The sequence below is a fragment of the Rhodobacter capsulatus genome (genome assembly GCF_052363185.1).
Lineage (GTDB): Bacteria > Pseudomonadota > Alphaproteobacteria > Rhodobacterales > Rhodobacteraceae > Rhodobacter > Rhodobacter capsulatus_E.
This window is the reverse complement of record NZ_CP198955.1, coordinates 291379-308968: the sequence shown is the minus strand read 5'-3', so window position 1 is coordinate 308968 and position 17590 is coordinate 291379. Positions and strand designations below refer to the sequence as shown.

Here is a 17590-nt window from a genome sequence, read left to right as displayed (position 1 = left end):
AACCCAGCCTGAAAATCAGATCGGATGCGAAGGCATCCGCACCGATTACTTGAGCTCGACCTTGGCGCCAGCCGCTTCGAGCTTTTTCTTGATGTCTTCGGCTTCGGCTTTCGCCGCAGCTTCTTTCACCTTGCCACCGGCCTCGACGAGGTCCTTGGCTTCTTTCAGGCCCAGACCGGTGATGGCGCGGACTTCCTTGATCACGTTGATCTTGTTCGCGCCGGCATCGACGAGAACGACGTCGAATTCGGTCTTTTCTTCTTCGGCCGGGGCGGCAGCAGCAGCCGGGCCAGCAACCATGACGGCGCCGCCGGCGGCCGGCTCGATGCCGTACTCGTCCTTGAGGATGGTTTTCAGTTCTTGGGCCTGCAGCAGCGTCAGGTTGACGATTTGCTCGGCAAGGGCTTTAAGATCGGCCATTTTTCCGTTCCATTCTGATATAGGGTTATCCGACGTCGAGACTGTCCCGACGAAGGCAAGATGTTGCGTCAGGCGGCTTCCCGCTCCTCAAGCGTCTTGAGGATGCCCGCGATGTTGGAAGCAGGCGCGCCAATGGCACCGGCGATGTTCGAAGCAGGCGCCCCGATGCACGACACGACCTGAGCGATAAGCTCTTCGCGCGACGGCATGGCGGCAACGGCTTTGACACCGGCCGGATCCAGAGCGTCCTTGCCCATGGCCCCACCAAGAATGGCGAACTTGTCGTTCGTCTTGGCATAGGCGTCCGCGACCTTGGCCGCAGCCACCGGGTCTTCGGAATAGGCAAGAACGGTCATCCCCGTCAGAAGTTTGGCCATGCTCTCGCAGGGCTTGCCTTCCAGGGCGATCTTGGCGAGCGTGTTCTTGGCAACGCGCACGGACCCACCCACTTCACGCATTTTCGCGCGCAGGTCCTGCATCTGAGCAACCGTCATGCCTTCGTAGTGGGCAACCACCACGACGCCAGAGCTTTCGAAGATCTGGCCGAGCTCTTCGACCACCTTCGCTTTTTGGGCTCTATCCACGGTTACACTCCAAGGTTGGGGGTTTCCCCCCGGCTCTCGTTTCCCACGGGCGATTGCCCGCAGGTCGGGTCCGAATAGGTTCCCGAGAGATCGCCCGAGGCAGCAGCCCCGGAAATTCTCGTTCCCCATCTCGGGAAGGACTTATGGGGGAAACCCCCACCCTCCGTCTCGGACAGGACGGGGCGTTTGACCGCCCCGTCATTCGCCGGTTTCCCGGCAAATTCTTCAGTGGGCGGTGGCCGAGGTCAGATCGACCGTCACGCCCGGGCCCATGGTCGAGGACAGCGACACCTTTTTCAGGTAGGTGCCCTTGGCGCCCGCGGGCTTGGCTTTCGACACCGCATCGACAAAGGCGCGGACGTTGTCGGCCAGCTTGTCATCGGCGAAGGAAACCTTGCCGATGCCGCCATGGATGACGCCGGCCTTTTCGACCTTGAACTGCACTTCGCCGCCCTTGGCCGCTTCGATCGCCGTTTTCACGTCCATCGTCACGGTGCCAACCTTCGGGTTCGGCATCAGGTTGCGCGGCCCGAGGATCTTGCCCAGACGGCCGACGAGCGGCATCATGTCCGGGGTGGCGATGCAGCGATCGAACTCGATCTTGCCCTGCTGGATGGTTTCCATAAGGTCTTCCGCACCCACGATGTCGGCCCCGGCGGCTTTCGCCTCGTCGGCCTTCGCGCCACGGGCGAAAACGGCGACGCGGACGGTCTTGCCGGTGCCATGCGGCAGCTGCACCACGCCCCGGACCATCTGGTCCGCGTGACGCGGGTCGACGCCCAGGTTCATCGCGATTTCAAGCGTTTCGTCGAACTTGGCCGAGGCCGCCGACTTGATCAGCTTGACGGCATCTTCAACCGAGAGGTTGGCCTTGCCTTCGAAAGCGGTCCGCGCAGCGGCCGAACGTTTACCGATCTTGGCCATGGCTTACCCCTTAACCTCGATACCGACCGACTTCGCCGAGCCGAGGATGATGTTGATGGCGCCCTGAATGTCGTTGGCGTTCAGGTCTTTCATCTTGGCTTCGGCAATCGCCTTGATCTGCGCGGCGGTCACGGTGCCCGCGACTTCGCGGCCCGGCTTCGGCGAGCCTTTCGGACGGTTGCGCTTGCCCACCGGCTTCAGACCGGCGGCCTTCTTCAGCATGAACGAGGCCGGAGCGGTCTTCGTTTCAAAGGTGAAGCTCTTGTCGGCATAATAGGTGATCAGGCAGGGAACCGGCGAGCCGAGCTCCATTTCCTGGGTGCGGGCGTTGAAAGCCTTGCAGAATTCCATGATGTTGATCCCGCGCTGACCCAGCGCCGGACCGATCGGCGGGGAGGGGTTGGCTTGCCCCGCCTTCACTTGCAGCTTCAGCTGCCCGATGACTTTCTTGGCCATGTGGCCTTCTCCTTTTCACTGCCGCCTCCCCATGAGGCGAAGTTTAGTGGTGCGGCGGTCGCCCGCCTCCCACATCCCACCTCAGGCGGTTTTCGACACCTGGGTGAATTCCAGCTCGACCGGCGTCGGCCGGCCAAAGATCGACACCGTCACCTTCAGGCGGCCAGCGGCATCGTCCACTTCCTCGACCATGCCCGAGAAGCCCTCGAACGGGCCATCGGTCACGGAAACATTCTCGCCGATCTCGAAGCGAATCAGGTTGCGCGGCGCGGCGACTTCGCCGGTCGGGCCCTGACGGTTCAGGATCGTGTTCACTTCGGAATCGCGCATCGGCGTCGGCTTGCCCTGCGGACCCAGGAAGCCGGTGACGCGGTTGATCGAGGTGATCGCGTGATAGCCGCGGTCGGTCATGTCCATGCGCACCAGCACATAGCCGGGCATGAAGCGACGCTCCGACGTGACCTTCTTGCCGCGGCGGATCTCGATCACTTCTTCGGTGGGAACCAGAACTTCCTCGATCTCGTCCCCCAGGCCCTTGTCGATCACGGCCTGTTTGATCTGCTCGGCCACCTTCTTCTCGAAGTTCGAGAGAACGGAAACCGAATACCACCGCTTCGCCATCAACCTGCCTCTTTCCCCCCGGCGGCGAGCGCCGAAATCTTGTCATTTCAACGGTCTTGCCGCTGCTCTCTCAATGAAGAACGGCGCGCATCCTTCGAATCGATGCACGCCGGTTCTTGAGTGTCGTGCCCGTTTAGCCTCGGTCGCCCCGTATTTCAAGGGCTTCGATGCGTCTCACATGAACATTGCCTTGATCCCGAGACCGATCACCCAATCCACCAGGGAAAAGAAGATCGCGGTCAGGAGCGCCATGACCATCACCATGATGGTGGTCAGAACGGTCTCGCGCCGGGTCGGCCAGGTGATCTTGCCGACTTCCGAGCGCACCTGGCTCAGGAACTGGATCGGGTTTGCCATGCTTCATCCTCTCATGCGACCGCGCCGGGATACGCGCAAGCGGCGTCGATTACAAGACGCTTCGCAAGACGGTCAACGCTGCGGGAAAGGCTTGGCAGGAGTTGGGGGACTCGAACCCACGACCCTCGGTTTTGGAGACCGATGCTCTACCAACTGAGCTAAACTCCTAAGCCTGAGCGCGTGCTACGGCACCCGGCGGGGGAAATCAAGAGCGATTTGCACGAAGCCGCGACAGCGATGCCGCAGCCCCGCGCAGAACCGAAAGGCCGAATCGAAAAGGCCGCCCGGGTTGGGCGGCCTTCCGTTTTCCCTTGCGGGAAATTCATCTGATGCTCTTCGACACACCTTTGCGGGCGCGTCTCGGGATCCTCACTTGATGATCTTCGACACGACACCGGCGCCGACGGTGCGGCCGCCTTCGCGGATCGCGAAGCGCAGCTTTTCTTCCATCGCGATCGGGGCGATCAGCTCGACTTCGAACTTCAGGTTGTCGCCCGGCATCACCATTTCCGTGCCTTCCGGCAGCTTCACGGTCCCGGTCACGTCCGTCGTGCGGAAGTAGAATTGCGGACGGTAGTTCGCAAAGAACGGGGTGTGACGGCCGCCTTCTTCCTTCGTCAGGATATAGGCTTCGGCCTCGAAATGGGTGTGCGGCGTCACCGATTTCGGCTTGCACAGCACCTGGCCACGTTCCACGCCGTCACGGTCGATGCCGCGCAGCAGAACGCCGACGTTGTCGCCCGCCTCGCCGCGATCCAAGAGCTTGCGGAACATCTCGACGCCGGTGCAGGTCGATTTCTTGGTTTCGCGGATGCCCACGATCTCAAGTTCGTCGCCCACGTTCACAACGCCACGCTCCACACGGCCGGTCACAACCGTGCCGCGACCCGAGATCGAGAACACGTCTTCGATCGGCATCAGGAACGGCTGGTCCACCGCACGCGCCGGGGTCGGGATGTATTCGTCCACCGCCTTCAGCAGCGCATGGATCGAATCCTCGCCGATCTCCTTGCGCTCGCCGATCATCGCCTGGTGCGCCGAGCCCTTGATGATCGGAATGTCGTCGCCCGGATATTCGTAGGACGAGAACAGTTCGCGGATTTCCATCTCGACGAGCTCCAGAAGCTCTTCGTCATCCACGAGGTCGACCTTGTTCATGTAGCAGACCATGTACGGAATGCCCACCTGACGGCCAAGCAGGATGTGCTCGCGCGTTTGCGGCATCGGGCCGTCCGAGGCCGCGCAAACCAGAATCGCGCCGTCCATCTGCGCCGCGCCGGTGATCATGTTCTTCACATAGTCGGCGTGGCCGGGGCAGTCGACGTGCGCATAGTGGCGGCTCGCCGTTTCGTATTCCACGTGCGCGGTCGAGATCGTGATCCCGCGGGCACGTTCTTCCGGCGCACCGTCGATCTGGTCATAGGCGCGGAATTCGCCGTAGTATTTCGTGATCGCCGCCGTCAGCGTCGTCTTGCCGTGGTCAACGTGGCCGATCGTGCCGATATTCACGTGCGGTTTCGTCCGTTCAAACTTTGCCTTTGCCATTTCGGGCGCCTCTGGTTCGGGGGCCGCCGTCGGCCCAGTGAATATGGCGCGTTCCCTATTGCCGAAACGGGGAAAAATCAAGCCCGGTTCACGCAAGGCGGCCAGCCGCCGCCCGGGCGCGTCCCCGAAACGCCACGTCCGGGCACCGCCCTGCTTTTCCTTGGCCAAATACGACCGGGGGTGCGGGGGCGGCGCCCCCGCGCGGGTCGGGCGCGGCCGCGCCCGAACCCCCGTCAGGGCAAACGCCCGCCCCGGTCAGGGGAACCGGTTGTCGCGCGGAAAGCCGCGTGGCGCCATCCGCCCGGCACTCGCCCGCTTGCCCAGCCATTCCGACAGATCCGCCTCGGTCCGCGTCCGCCCGGCCGGATCCTTCCAGCTCAGCCCCTCCCCCAGACGGAAGGTGATCGCATCCGACAGCCCGCCATCCTTGAACTTCTGCAGCCGCACGCCCTTGGCCCGCGCCATCTCGGGCAGCTCTTCCAGCGGGAAGACCAGCAGCTTGCGGTTCTCGCCGACACAGGCCACCGCATCGCCCAAGGCCAGCCGGCACACCCGCGTGCGCACGCCCTCGCCCATGTTCAAAACCTGCTTGCCGGTCCGGGTCGAGGCGATCAGCTCCTCGGCAGGCACGATGAACCCGTCGCCGTCGGACGAGGCCAGCAGATATTTCTCGCCCGGTTTCGGCACCAGAACATGGGTCACCTCGACCTCGTTCGGCATCTCCAGCATCAGCCGCACCGGCTCGCCCATGCCGCGCCCGCCGGGCAGGTTCGCGCCCAGAAGCGTCCAGGCCCGCCCGTTCGAGCCCATCAGCACGATCCGGTCCGTCGTTTCCGCATGCAGCGCAAAGGCTTGCCCGTCGCCGTCCTTGAACTTCACCTCGGCATCGAGCGGCTGATGCCCCTTCATCGCGCGGACCCAGCCCATCTTCGACAGGATCATGGTGATCGGCTCGCGCTCGATCATCGCCTCGATCGGCACTTCCTCGACCTCTCCGGCCTCGGCAAAATCGGTCCGCCGCGCGCCGACCTTGGTGGCCTTGCCCCAGGTCTTGCGCAGGTCTTCCAGCTCCGAGGAAATCTGCGCCCATTGCGCCACGTCCGAGGCCAGAAGCGCCTCCAGCCCCGCGCGTTCCTTCAGCAGATCATCGCGCTCGGCGCGCAACTCCATCTCTTCCAGCCGCCGCAAGCTGCGCAGCCGCATGTTCAGGATCGCCTCGGCCTGCACCTCGGTCAGATGCACCACCGCCCCCGCCTCGGCCGCCCAGTTCTCGGCCATCAGGGCGGCTTTCGGGTCGTCCTCGGTGCGGATGATCTCGATCACCCGATCCAGGTTCAAAAAGGCGATGATGTAGCCCTCAAGCACCTCCAGCCGGTTCGCGATCTTCTCCAGCCGATGCCGGGACCGCCGACACAGCACCTCGCGGCGATGGTCCAGAAAGGCCCGCAGCACCTCTTTCAGCGAACAGACCTTCGGCACCCGGCCGTCGATCAGCACGTTCATGTTCAGACTGAACCGCACCTCAAGTTCCGAGTTGCGAAACAGCATCCCCATCAGCTGCGCCGGTTCCACCGTCCGCGCGCGGGGCTCCAGCACGATCCGCACATCCTCGGCGCTTTCATCGCGCACATCGGCGAGCGCGGGGACCTTCTTCGTCTCGATCAGCTCGGCCAGCCGCTCGATCAGCTTGGCCTTCTGCACCTGATAGGGGATCTCGGTGACAACGATCTGCCACTGACCGCGGCCCAGATCCTCCAGCGCCCAGCGCGCCCGCAGCCGGAAGGCCCCGCGCCCGGTGCGATACGCCTCAAGGATATTCGCCTTCGGTTCAACGATCACGCCGCCGGTCGGGAAATCCGGCCCGGGAATCAGATCGACAAGCCGGGCCTCGTCGATCTCGGGTTCGGCGATCATCGCCAGACAGCCATCGACCAGCTCATCAAGGTTATGCGGCGGCACGTTCGTCGCCATGCCGACGGCAATGCCGCTGGCCCCGTTCGCCAAAAGGTTCGGAAAGGCCGCGGGCAGCACGACGGGTTCGGTCAGCGTGCCGTCATAGTTCGGGCGGAAATCGACCGAATCCTCGGCCAGCCCCTCCAGAAGCGCCTCGGCCGGGGAGGCCAGACGCGCCTCGGTATAGCGGCTCGCCGCCGGGCCGTCGCCGTCGATGTTGCCGTAGTTCCCCTGCCCGTCCACCAGCGGGTAACGCATGGCGAAATCCTGCGCGAGCCGCGCCATCGCGTCATAGATCGCCGCGTCGCCATGCGGGTGATAGTTCCCCATCACGTCGCCCGAGATCTTCGCCGATTTCCGGAACCCGCCGGTCGAGCTCAGCTTCAACTCCCGCATCGCGTAAAGAATGCGCCGGTGCACCGGCTTCAGCCCGTCGCGCGCATCGGGCAGCGCCCGGTGCATGATCGTCGAGAGCGCATAGGTCAGATAACGCTCGCCGATCGCCCGCGAAAGCGGTTCGGCATGGGTTGCGGAAGTCGGGGTTTCGTCGTCGCTGCTCATGGTCGCGGTGTAATTCGGGACCGGCCCCCGGTCCAGCACAAAGACCGGCCAAAGCCGTTGTCCCGCACCGGGGCTTGGCCTATCTGGAACGAAACACGGGGGATGACGATGGCGAAGACGATCCTGATCACCGGCTGCTCTTCGGGCATCGGCTATGATGCGGCGCATGGGCTGCACAAGGCGGGCTGGAAGGTGCTGGCCACCTGCCGACGCGAGGAAGACTGTGCCCGGCTGCGCGCCGAGGGGCTGATCTCCTTTCCGCTCGATCTCTCCGACCCCGCCTCGATCGAGGCCGGTTTCAACGAGGCTTTGGCCCGGGCGAACGGGCGGCTGGACGCGCTTTACAACAATGCCGCCTATGGCTGCCCCGGCGCGGCCGAGGATCTGCCGCCGGGCGCTTTGCGCGAAATCTTCGAAACCAACCTTTTCGGCCTGCATGACCTGACCATTCGCGCGATCAGGGTGATGCGGGCCTATGGCGAGAATGGCGAGGGCCGGATCATCCAATGTTCCTCGGTGCTGGGGCTGGTGGGCATCCGCTGGCGCGGCGCCTATGTCGCCACCAAATTCGCGCTGGAGGGCCTGACCGAGGTGATGCGCCGCGAGATGCGCGATACGGGCATCCATATCATCACGGTCAACCCCGGGCCGATCCCGACGAAGATCCGGGTGAACTCGATCCCGCATTTCGAGAAATGGATCGACTGGAAGGCCTCGGCCCGGCGTGAGCAATACGAGACCTCGCTTCTGAAACGGCTTTATACCCCTTCGGGCAAACCCGACATGTTCGAGCTGCCCTGTTCGGCGGTGACCGACCAGATCCTGCGCGCCCTGACCGACCCGAAACCGAAGTCGCATTATTATGTGACCAAGGCGACCTGGCTTGCCGCCATCGCGCGGCGGATTCTGCCGCTGCGGCTTCAGGACTGGATGTTTTCCAAGGCCTGAGTCGATTTCGCCCCCAAGCTTTCGCGACGTGACGTAGCGACACCATCCGGCGTCGTTTTTCATCTGTCTTTTGCTGCGGTCGCATTGTAACAAAATTTCCGATGCAAGAATCCGCCCCCCTCGGGGGCGCCTTCGAAACCTAGGGAGACACCGCCGATGAAGGTCCTCGTGCCTGTGAAGCGCGTGATCGACTACAACGTGAAAGTCCGTGTGAAGGCGGATGGCAGCGGGGTCGATCTTGCGAACGTGAAAATGTCGATGAACCCCTTCGACGAAATCGCCGTCGAAGAGGCGATCCGGCTGAAGGAAAAAGGCGTCGCGACCGAGATCGTCGTCGTCTCCGTGGGCGTGAAACAGGCGCAGGAAACCCTGCGCACGGCGCTGGCGATGGGGGCGGACCGCGCCATCCTCGTCGTTGCCGCCGAGGACGTGCATACCGATATCGAGCCGCTCGCCGTGGCAAAGATCATCGCCAAGGTCGCCGCCGAGGAACAGCCGGGCCTGATCATCACCGGCAAGCAGGCGATCGACAATGACATGAACGCGACCGGCCAGATGGTCGCGGCACTTCTGGGCTGGGCGCAGGCGTCCTTTGCTTCGGCGGTCGAGATCGCGGGCGATGCCGCCAAGGTGACGCGCGAAGTCGACGGCGGTCTGCAGACGATCGAGGTCAAGCTTCCGGCCGTGGTCACCGCCGATCTGCGCCTGAACGAGCCGCGCTATGCCTCGCTGCCCAACATCATGAAGGCGAAGAAGAAAGAGCTGGCCGAGAAGACCGCCGCCGATTACGGCGTCGATGTCACGCCGCGCCTGACGGTCGTGAAGACCGCGGAACCGGCAGGCCGGGCCGCCGGGATCAAGGTCGGCTCGGTCGACGAGCTGATCGGCAAACTCAAGGACGCGGGGGTGATCTGATGGCTGTTCTTCTGCTTGCTGACGTGAATGGCGGTCAACTGGCCACCGATTCGGTTGCGAAAACTCTTTCGGCCGTGAAATCGCTGGGCGAGGTGCATGTGCTGGTCGCCGGGGCTGGCGCCGAAGCCGCCGCCGCCGAGGCCGCGAAGCTGGACGGTGTGTCGAAAGTGCTGCTGGCCGGCGCGACGGACTACAGCCATGGCATGGCCGAAGCCACCGCCGCGCTGATCGTCGGGCTCGCCCCGGGCTATGCCCATGTCGCCGCCGCCTCGACCGCCGCGGCGAAGAACGTGCTGCCGCGCGTCGCCGCGCTCCTCGACGTGATGATGATCACCGACATCACCGCCGTGATCGATGCCGACACCTTCGAGCGTCCGATCTATGCGGGCAACGCGATCCAGACGGTGAAATCCGCCGACAAGATCAAGGTCTTCACCGTCCGCACCGCCACCTTCGGCGCTGTCGGCGCCAGTGGCGCGGCCGCGGTCGAGACGATCTCGGGCGAAACCGCCGCGGGTCTCTCGACTTGGGTCGAAGACAAGGTCGCGGCCTCGGACCGGCCCGAACTGACCTCGGCGAAGATCGTCGTCTCGGGCGGGCGCGGCGTCGGCAGCGAGGCCGATTTCGCACTGATCGAGAAGCTGGCCGACAAGCTTGGCGCTGCCGTGGGCGCCTCGCGCGCCGCTGTCGACAGCGGCTTTGCGCCGAACGACTGGCAGGTGGGTCAGACCGGCAAGGTCGTCGCCCCCGAGCTTTATGTCGCCGTCGGCATTTCGGGCGCGATCCAGCACCTTGCGGGGATGAAGGATTCGAAAATCATCGTCGCGATCAACAAGGACGAAGAGGCGCCGATCTTCCAGGTCGCCGATTTCGGTCTGGTCGCCGACCTGTTCACGGCCGTGCCGGAACTGGCCGAGAAGCTCTGATCCGGCCCACAGAACAGAAAGCCCCGCCAGTGGCGGGGCTTTTTCCTTGCCGGAACGGCGGGTTTACAGGAACTTCCGCACCGCGGGCGCCAGAGCCTCGGCGATTTCCTGATGCACGAGCGGCCCCGGCATCGTCTGCGCCGCGGGTTCCTCCATCGGGCCGAAATGCATCCCCACCGTGCCGGTGGAACGCGCCATCGCCGAGGGCTGCACCTTGACCAGCGCCTGTGCCAGCGGCGCGATCTCATCGACCATCGCCTGCGTCACCAGAAGCGGTTCCGCCCCCAGCGGGTCCTGGGTCAGCGGATCGCGGTAATCGCCCAGCCACAAAAGCAGCCTCGGCCCCGGCACCTTCTCCAGAAGCCCGCGCATCCGCGCCACCCAGGCCGTCCGCAACTCGGCCACCAGCGTGTCGAACCGATCCGGCGCATAGGCCTGCAGCGTGCTCAGCATGTGGCGGGTAAAGTTGAATTCGGTGAAATCGACATCGTTGAACACCGCCCGCATCAGGTTCGAGGCGCGCAGGAACCGGTCATTGCGACGCGGATGCACGGCATAGAACCGGTTCGACATGTTCGGCGCGCCCAGAAGCTGGATGACCGAAAGCGAGGTCGTCCGCGTCGCTTCGGGCAGTTGCGGTTCGCTGTAGAAGACGTCGATCCCGGCATTCAGATAGCCGAAATTCACCACCGGAACGCCCAGACGATCTTCCAGCAGCACGGGCCAGGGCTCGGCAATGAATTTGCCATAGGTTTCGCTGCCGCCCATCGCCGCCACGAAGGGCCGGGTCAGATCGCGCCGCGGTCCCCGGAACAAAAGCTTCGACTTGCCATATCGGCATGGAAAATAATCAAGGGCACCACTGCCCGTGTATTCAAAGGCCATTCATCCCACCTTGTTTCGTTCGACTCACCCGCAGGAAGAATGGACCGGAAAGCCTTGCCAAAGAGCTAAAGAGAAAATTGACGGCATGCATCATGCCGACGACTGCCGCGGCGTTGCCCCTTGCCGCGATGCAGCATCGGGCTTAGACTTGCACGAAGTCGAAAGAAGGACCAGAAATGACGATCTTGAGCGTGGGTGTCGTGGGCGCCGGACAGATGGGCAACGGCATCGCCCATGTCTTTGCCTTGTCGGGCTATGAGGTGCTGCTGAACGACGTGGCACCCGACAGCCTCGATCGGGCGCTGGGGACAATCGCGAAGAACCTCGACCGGCAGGTGCATCGGGGCAAGATCTCGCATGAGGATCGCGACGCGGCGCTGGGGCGGATCCGCACCACGATGGCGATCGAAGAGCTGGGCCAGACCGATCTGATCATCGAAGCGGCCACCGAGCGCGAGCCGGTCAAGCAGGCGATCTTCGACAGCCTGTTGCCGCATCTGAAGCCGGAGACGATTCTGGCCACCAACACCTCCTCGATCTCGATCACGCGGCTGGCCTCGCGCACGGATCGGCCGGAGAAATTCATCGGCGTGCATTTCATGAACCCGGTGCCGGTGATGCAGCTGGTGGAGCTGATCCGCGGCATCGCGACGGGCGAGGAAACCTATCGCACGCTTCTGGGGGTGATCGAGCGGCTGGGCAAGACCCCCGCCTCGGCCGAGGATTTCCCGGCCTTCATCGTCAACCGCATCCTGATCCCGATGATCAACGAGGCGGTCTATACGCTTTACGAAGGCGTCGGCAATGTGCAGTCGATCGACATGGCGATGAAGCTTGGCGCGAACCATCCGATGGGGCCGCTGGAACTGGCCGATTTCATCGGGCTCGATACCTGTCTGGCGATCATGAACGTGCTTTATGACGGGCTGGCCGACACGAAATACCGTCCCTGCCCGCTGCTTACGAAATATGTCGAGGCCGGGTGGCTGGGGCGCAAGACCGGGCGGGGGTTCTATGACTACCGCGGCGAGACGCCGGTGCCGACGCGCTGAGGGCGGGCGGCGGAGCGGGGCGCTGCCCCGCACCCCGGGATATTTGAGCCAAGGTGAAACGGGGGCCTTTCGGGGCCCTTTTTCAATGCCGCAGGGCCAGGGTTTCGGCGCGCAGATCGGCCAGGAACTGGCGCGGATGTTTCAGCGCCTCGGCCATCTCGGTGGCGGTTTTGGGCTGTCCGATCACCGGCGCTTGCGGCTTGAAAAGCGCGCGTTTGATTTCATGCAGAAGCAGGCCCTGCCGCAGCGTCGCGCCCAGTTTGTTGGCGATCTGATAGGCGCGGGAATTCTTGCCGGGGAAATAGATCGGCAGCACCGACGCGCCCGACCGCGCCAGCATCTTCGCGGTGAATGGGTTCCATTCCCCCTCGATCGCGGGGCCGAAGAAGGTTTCGGAATGCGCCACGGCGCCAGCCGGGAAGAGCACGATCACCCCGCCGCGCTTCAGCTGCGCCATGCATTCGGCACGCATCTTCAGGCTTTCTTCCTGCGCATTCGGTTCATGCGGGAAGGGCACCGGCAGCATGAATTCCTCGATTTCGGGAATTCCCGTCAGCAGCGAACGCGTCAGGATCTTGTAATCCGTGCGCACCTGCCCGATCAGCCAGGCCAGCACCATCCCGTCCACCAGACCATGCGGATGGTTGGCCACGACGACCAGCGGGCCGGTTGCCGGAATGCGGGCGATCTGCTCGGGCGGGGTTTTCACCTCGATCCCCATGATCTCCAGCGCCTGCGGCCAGAAGGCCTGCCCCACCGGCGCGCCGCGGCGTTCGAACTTGCGGATCAGTTGCAACAGCGTCCATTTCGCCGTCAGCCATTCGATCGCGCGGATCGTGTTCGCCTTCCACGGGTTGGTGAAGGTGCCCGCATAGGAGAGCCGCTTGATATCATAGGGCTTTTGTTCAACCGGCGCGCGGTCGCGGGGTTTCCTGTCGGTCACGACAAATCCCTTCTTGCCTTGCGGCTCACATCTCTTCGCCGAAGCGGTCGGCGACCAGCGCCGCCAGCGCATCGGACAATTTCTCGGCCTCGGTTCCGAAGGTGGTCACCTCGATCGTCGTCCCGCGCGAGGCGGCGAGCATCAGAAGACCCATGATCGAATCGCCCGAGACCTTCATCCCGTCCTTTTCGACCTCGGCCCTTGCGTCATGGGCCACGACGACTTCCACGAACCGCGCCGAGGCCCGCGCATGCAGGCCCTTTTCGTTCACGATCTTCAAGACCTTGCTGACACTCACTTGGCCGAGGCTCCGCCCGTCGAATAGCAATTGATATATTTGCGACCGGCATCAAGAGAGGCTTCCACCGCCGCATGCACGCCCAAGGAGCGCGATTTGGCGAGCTTTATCAGCAAGGGCAGATTGGCACCATAGATGATCTCGCGCCCGCCGGCCTCGCAGGCCATCAGGCTCAGGTTCGAGGGCGAGCCGCCGAACATGTCGGTGACGACGACAACCCCGGCGCCGCTGTCCACCGCATCGGCGGCGGCGCGAATCTCGGCCTGTTTCGCCGCCCTGTCATGGTCGTCTTCTATGGTGATGGCACGGATGCCTTCCTGCGGGCCGACGACATGTTCGACCGCCGCGAGATATTCCCGCGCCAAACCGCCATGTGCCACGATCACGATTCCGATCACGCGCCCTCTGCCTCTTTCCCTGTGGGCATGGACTGTGCCCGCCGCTCAAGCTCCCTGTGCCGTTTAGACACTTGCCAGTGCGCCTGTGCAAGGGCCTTGGCCACCGCTTCCGTTACGGCAACCGAACGGTGTTGCCCGCCGGTACATCCGAAGCCCACGGCCAGATGGGCCTTGCCCTCGTCCAGATGGGCCGGAAGCTGAAACAGAAGTAGATCACAGACCTTCTGAAGGAAGGGTTGATAGCGGGCATCGCCCTGCACATGCGCCGCCACCGCCGGATCAAGCCCGGTCAGCGGTCGCAGCGCCGCGACCCAATGCGGGTTGGCCAGAAACCGGCAGTCGAACATCATGTCGAGCCCGCGCGGCACGCCGCGCTTGTAGCTGAAACTGTGCAGCGAAATCGCCAGCCGCGAGATCTGCCCCATGTCGAACCAGCGCCCGACCTCGGCGCGCAGATCATGCGGGCTCATGGCCGAACTGTCGATCAGCACATCGGCCCGCACCCGGATCGGTGCCAGCATGTCGAATTCCTGCACGATCCCCGACAGCGGCTGCGCCTCGGGCGCCAGCGGATGGCGGCGGCGGGTCTCGGAATAGCGCCGGATCAGCGCCTCGGGCGTGGCGTCGAGATAGAGCACCTCAAGCAGCAGCCCCGGCTCGCGGGTCAGCCAGTCGATCAGCTCGATCAGCGCAGCGACGGAAAAATCGCGGTTGCGCACGTCGATGCCCAGCGCCATCGGCCGGGTCAGCGGACCGTCGATCAGCCGCGGCACCAGCGACAGCGGCAGGTTGTTGATCGCCTCGTAGCCCAGATCCTCGAGCGCGACGATGGCCGTGGTGCGACCCGCCCCGGAGGGGCCGGTGACAAGAACCAGCCGGTTCACCGTCTCCGCTGCCGCACGTTCGTTCACATCGCTCTCCCGGCCTTCAGCCATTGCAGGATCACCGCCTCAAGATGACCATGTTGCAGCCGCAGCACAAGAGGCAGGGTGACGCCCAGCACCGCAATCTCGCGTGAAGGCGGCAGCCTTTCGGTCTCGTCCCGCCCCATGTCCACCGCCAGCACGATCCGGGCCTGCGCCAGCACCGCGGCGCGCAGGATGCCCGCGCCGCGCGCCTCGATCAGACCGGCGATCGGCGCGGGGGCGCGGGCGATCAGCGCGCCCTTTTCCACGGCCAGAAGCACCCCGTCATCGGAAACCAGATCGGCGCCAAAGGCCATCAGCCGCAGCGCAAGGCTCGACTTGCCCGCACCCGAGGGTCCAAGGATCAGCACCCCCGCCGCGGGGCCCAGCGCGACCGCCGTGGCATGCAGCGGCGGGCTCACGGCTCAGACCGGCAGGCCGACGACGAAGCGGGCGCCCAGCGGCTCGGAGGTGATGTCGGCATCGGTGGGGCGGATGTTCTCGGCCCAGATCACGCCACCATGCGCCTCGACGATCTGTTTCGAAATCGCCAGACCAAGGCCGGAATGGTCGCCGAACTGCCCCTCGGGGCGCTGCGAATAAAAGCGCTTGAAGACCTTGGTCAGCGCCTGTTCGGGAATGCCCGGCCCGGTGTCCTCGACCACGACCAGCACCCGGTTCTCGCGCTTGCGGGCCCAGACGCGGACCGCATCGCCCTCTTCGCAGAAGCTGATCGCATTGCCGATCAGATTGACGAAGACCTGCGCCAGACGTTCTTCAAGCCCGGTGATGCGGATCGGCTCCGACGGCAGGTCGGTGATGAATTCGACCCCTTTCGCCGCCGCTTCCTTGCCCAGATATTCGCCCAGATTGGCGACCATCTTCAAAAGGTCGAAGGGTTGCTCCTCCTCCTTGACCAGATCGCTGTCGAGCCGCGAGGCGTTCGAGATGTCGCTCACCAGCCGGTCCAGCCGCCGCACGTCATGGTCGATCACCTCAAGCAGTCGCGTGCGCTGATCCTCGCGCTTGACCACATGCAGCGAGGCTACGGCCGAGCGCAGGCTGGCCAGCGGGTTCTTGATTTCATGCGCCACATCGGCGGCAAACTGTTCATTCGCGTCGATGCGGTCGTAAAGCGCCGCCACCATGCCGCGCAGCGCGCCCGACAGCCGCCCGATCTCGTCGGGGCGGGCGGTCAGATCGGGAATGCGGACTCGGCCCGGCGTCATCTTGCGGGCATGCCGGTCCCGCCCGATCTCGGCCGCAGCGGCCAGATCGGAGAGCGGATTGGCAATGGTCGAGGCCAGCACCAGCGACAGCCCGATCGAGACGATGATGGCAATCACGAACATCTGCAGCACCTGTTCGCGCTCGACCCGCACCAGCTTGTCGATCTCCCCGGCGGCCGAGGTCATCGCCACCGCACCAACGCGCTTGTCGTTCTGGTAAAGCCCGGTCGCGACGGTGAAGATCGTCGCCCCCGAGGTGTTGCGCCGCGTCGCCATCACGGTCTGATCGGCGGCGACCTGGGGCAGCAGCGCCTCGGCCATGGCGCGGGTATCGACCGGCGCGGCGGCATCCTGGCTGCGATGCGCGATCCGGGTCAGCCAATCCCAGGCGCTGTTCAAAAGATCGGTGATCATCGTCGAACGGGTGTCGATCCCCAGCCCCTCGACATGTTTGCGCGGCGCGGTGCCGACGGCGGCGGAATCCGCCAGCAGATTGCCCGCCGCATCAAAGACATAGATCGTCGCCCCCGGGGGCAGTTCGATGCCGCGCATCACCTCGGCCACGTCGAGGCCATCGCCCGCCGCCAGATTGACCGGCGCCGCCGCGGGCATCCGCGCCTCGAACACGTCAGCGATCAGTTCCGCCTCGCTGACGATGGCGCTTTCGCGCTGGAACACCAGAGAATCGCGGAACGGGTTCAGATAAAGCACCCCCGCCACCATCACCAGCATGGCGAGCAGGTTGAAGGTGATGATCTTGCGCGCCAGCGGCGAGTGGTTCAGCGAAATATAGCTGCGGCGCTGCCGCCCCCGGGCCAGATCCTCATCGACCGCGCCCGAGGGCGCGACCCAGTCCTCGCCCAGGACCACATCCGTTTCGGATTTCGCGGCCTTGGTCACACGCCCCCGCCCTGCTGCAAGAAGTCCGGCAATGGTCATTCTTCGTTGTAACGATAACCGATGCCGTAAAGCGTCTCGATCGCCGAGAAATCGTCATCCACCGTGCGCATCTTCTTGCGCAGCCGCTTGATGTGGCTGTCGATGGTGCGATCGTCGACATAGACCTGATCGTCATAGGCCACGTCCATCAGCTGATCGCGGCTTTTCACGAAGCCGGGCCGGATCGCCAGCGCCTGCAACAGCAGGAATTCGGTCACCGTCAGCGTCACTTCGCGGCCCTTCCAGGTTACCGAATGGCGCAAAGGGTCCATGGACAGCGAGCCGCGCACGATCACCTTGGTATCTTCGGCCACCGGAACCTCGCCGGTCGAGATCGCCTCCTGACGGCGCAAAAGCGCGCGGATGCGTTCAACCAGAAGCCGCTGGCTGAAGGGCTTCTTGACGTAATCGTCGGCGCCCATGCGCAGGCCCAGAACCTCGTCGATCTCGTCATCCTTCGAGGTCAGGAAGATCACCGGCATCGTGGTCTTCTGGCGCAGCCGCTGCAGCAGTTCCATGCCGTCCATCCGCGGCATCTTGATGTCAAGCACGGCCATGTCGGGCAACCGCTTGCTGAACGCATCGAGCGCGGCCTGACCGTCGTTATAGGTCTCGACCTCATAGCCCTCTGCCTCGAGCGTCATCGAGACGGAGGTCAGAATGTTGCGATCGTCATCGACCAGCGCGATCCTCGACATGTGCTGCACCTCATACTGCTTGGTTTTATGATT

The 17590-nt window shown here is 64.2% G+C and carries 20 protein-coding genes and 1 tRNA gene; 4 read left to right on the top strand and 17 right to left on the bottom strand.

Features of this window, described 5'->3' with window-relative positions; all coding sequences use genetic code 11:
• Positions 1–45: 45 nt before the first annotated feature.
• The 9 genes from rplL to parC form a co-directional block, all read right to left on the bottom strand.
• Entirely contained in the window at positions 46–420 is a 375-nt protein-coding gene (gene rplL, locus ACTTAG_RS01580) for a 50S ribosomal protein L7/L12 (RefSeq protein ID WP_444463875.1), read from the bottom strand.
• 68 nt (positions 421–488) lie between these two features.
• Entirely contained in the window at positions 489–1004 is a 516-nt protein-coding gene (gene rplJ / locus ACTTAG_RS01575; RefSeq protein WP_444463874.1) for a 50S ribosomal protein L10, read from the bottom strand.
• A gap of 225 nt (positions 1005–1229) precedes the next feature.
• A complete protein-coding gene (rplA, locus tag ACTTAG_RS01570; protein WP_444463873.1) occupies positions 1230–1928 on the bottom strand; it encodes a 50S ribosomal protein L1 in 699 nt (232 codons plus the stop codon).
• 3 nt (positions 1929–1931) lie between these two features.
• Positions 1932–2384, bottom strand: coding sequence for a 50S ribosomal protein L11 (gene rplK / locus ACTTAG_RS01565; RefSeq protein ID WP_444463872.1), 453 nt, complete (start codon positions 2382–2384; stop codon positions 1932–1934).
• A gap of 81 nt (positions 2385–2465) precedes the next feature.
• Entirely contained in the window at positions 2466–3005 is a 540-nt protein-coding gene (gene nusG, locus ACTTAG_RS01560) for a transcription termination/antitermination protein NusG (protein ID WP_444463871.1), read from the bottom strand.
• A gap of 174 nt (positions 3006–3179) precedes the next feature.
• On the bottom strand, positions 3180–3362 hold the full coding sequence (gene secE / locus ACTTAG_RS01555) for a preprotein translocase subunit SecE (protein WP_444463870.1): 183 nt from the start codon (positions 3360–3362) through the stop codon (positions 3180–3182).
• Between the two features lie 92 nt (positions 3363–3454).
• Positions 3455–3530 (bottom strand) — tRNA-Trp (locus ACTTAG_RS01550).
• A 201-nt stretch (positions 3531–3731) separates the two neighbouring features.
• Positions 3732–4907, bottom strand: coding sequence for an elongation factor Tu (tuf, locus tag ACTTAG_RS01545; RefSeq protein ID WP_444463881.1), 1176 nt, complete (start codon positions 4905–4907; stop codon positions 3732–3734).
• 255 nt (positions 4908–5162) lie between these two features.
• Positions 5163–7421 carry a DNA topoisomerase IV subunit A gene (parC, locus tag ACTTAG_RS01540; protein ID WP_444463869.1) on the bottom strand — a complete coding sequence of 753 codons (2259 nt, stop codon included), beginning with the start codon at positions 7419–7421 and terminating at the stop codon, positions 5163–5165.
• A gap of 108 nt (positions 7422–7529) precedes the next feature.
• Between parC and ACTTAG_RS01535 the strand changes: the two genes are divergently transcribed.
• From ACTTAG_RS01535 to ACTTAG_RS01525, 3 genes are all read left to right on the top strand, one after another.
• On the top strand, positions 7530–8369 hold the full coding sequence (locus tag ACTTAG_RS01535; RefSeq protein ID WP_444463868.1) for an SDR family NAD(P)-dependent oxidoreductase: 840 nt from the start codon (positions 7530–7532) through the stop codon (positions 8367–8369).
• Between the two features lie 156 nt (positions 8370–8525).
• Positions 8526–9284 (top strand): electron transfer flavoprotein subunit beta/FixA family protein, encoded by a 759-nt coding sequence (locus tag ACTTAG_RS01530; RefSeq protein WP_444463867.1) that lies wholly within the window; start codon positions 8526–8528, stop codon positions 9282–9284.
• Positions 9284–10210, top strand: a complete 927-nt coding sequence (locus ACTTAG_RS01525; RefSeq protein ID WP_444463866.1) for an electron transfer flavoprotein subunit alpha/FixB family protein — start codon at positions 9284–9286, stop codon at positions 10208–10210. Before ACTTAG_RS01530 ends, ACTTAG_RS01525 begins: the two co-directional genes overlap by 1 nt.
• 63 nt (positions 10211–10273) lie before the next feature.
• Here the strand turns inward: ACTTAG_RS01525 and ACTTAG_RS01520 are convergent, their stop codons facing one another.
• The gene (locus tag ACTTAG_RS01520; RefSeq protein ID WP_444463865.1) at positions 10274–11095 is read right to left on the bottom strand and encodes a DUF6473 family protein; all 822 of its coding nucleotides are present in this window, start codon (positions 11093–11095) and stop codon (positions 10274–10276) included.
• A 176-nt stretch (positions 11096–11271) separates the two neighbouring features.
• On the opposite strand from ACTTAG_RS01520, the gene ACTTAG_RS01515 reads away from it, so the two are divergent.
• Positions 11272–12147 (top strand): 3-hydroxybutyryl-CoA dehydrogenase, encoded by an 876-nt coding sequence (locus ACTTAG_RS01515; protein ID WP_444463864.1) that lies wholly within the window; start codon positions 11272–11274, stop codon positions 12145–12147.
• Positions 12148–12229: 82 nt separating this feature from the next.
• On the opposite strand, the gene ACTTAG_RS01510 is transcribed toward ACTTAG_RS01515, so the two are convergent.
• The 7 genes from ACTTAG_RS01510 to ACTTAG_RS01480 are packed head-to-tail and all read right to left on the bottom strand — an operon-like array spanning position 12230 to position 17557.
• Complete coding sequence (locus ACTTAG_RS01510) at positions 12230–13090, bottom strand: lysophospholipid acyltransferase family protein (RefSeq protein WP_444463863.1); 861 nt, start codon at positions 13088–13090, stop codon at positions 12230–12232.
• A gap of 25 nt (positions 13091–13115) precedes the next feature.
• Complete coding sequence (locus tag ACTTAG_RS01505) at positions 13116–13388, bottom strand: HPr family phosphocarrier protein (protein ID WP_444463862.1); 273 nt, start codon at positions 13386–13388, stop codon at positions 13116–13118.
• A complete protein-coding gene (locus ACTTAG_RS01500; protein WP_013068539.1) occupies positions 13385–13786 on the bottom strand; it encodes a PTS sugar transporter subunit IIA in 402 nt (133 codons plus the stop codon). The genes ACTTAG_RS01505 and ACTTAG_RS01500 overlap by 4 nt, the downstream gene beginning before the upstream one ends.
• Positions 13783–14721, bottom strand: coding sequence for an RNase adapter RapZ (gene rapZ / locus ACTTAG_RS01495; protein WP_444463861.1), 939 nt, complete (start codon positions 14719–14721; stop codon positions 13783–13785). Before rapZ ends, ACTTAG_RS01500 begins: the two co-directional genes overlap by 4 nt.
• A complete protein-coding gene (locus tag ACTTAG_RS01490) occupies positions 14694–15113 on the bottom strand; it encodes an HPr kinase/phosphorylase (RefSeq protein WP_444463860.1) in 420 nt (139 codons plus the stop codon). Before ACTTAG_RS01490 ends, rapZ begins: the two co-directional genes overlap by 28 nt.
• 3 nt (positions 15114–15116) lie before the next feature.
• On the bottom strand, positions 15117–16859 hold the full coding sequence (locus tag ACTTAG_RS01485) for a stimulus-sensing domain-containing protein (protein ID WP_444463859.1): 1743 nt from the start codon (positions 16857–16859) through the stop codon (positions 15117–15119).
• The gene (locus tag ACTTAG_RS01480; RefSeq protein WP_136907654.1) at positions 16856–17557 is read right to left on the bottom strand and encodes a response regulator transcription factor; all 702 of its coding nucleotides are present in this window, start codon (positions 17555–17557) and stop codon (positions 16856–16858) included. Before ACTTAG_RS01480 ends, ACTTAG_RS01485 begins: the two co-directional genes overlap by 4 nt.
• Between the last annotated feature and the right edge of the window lie 33 nt (positions 17558–17590).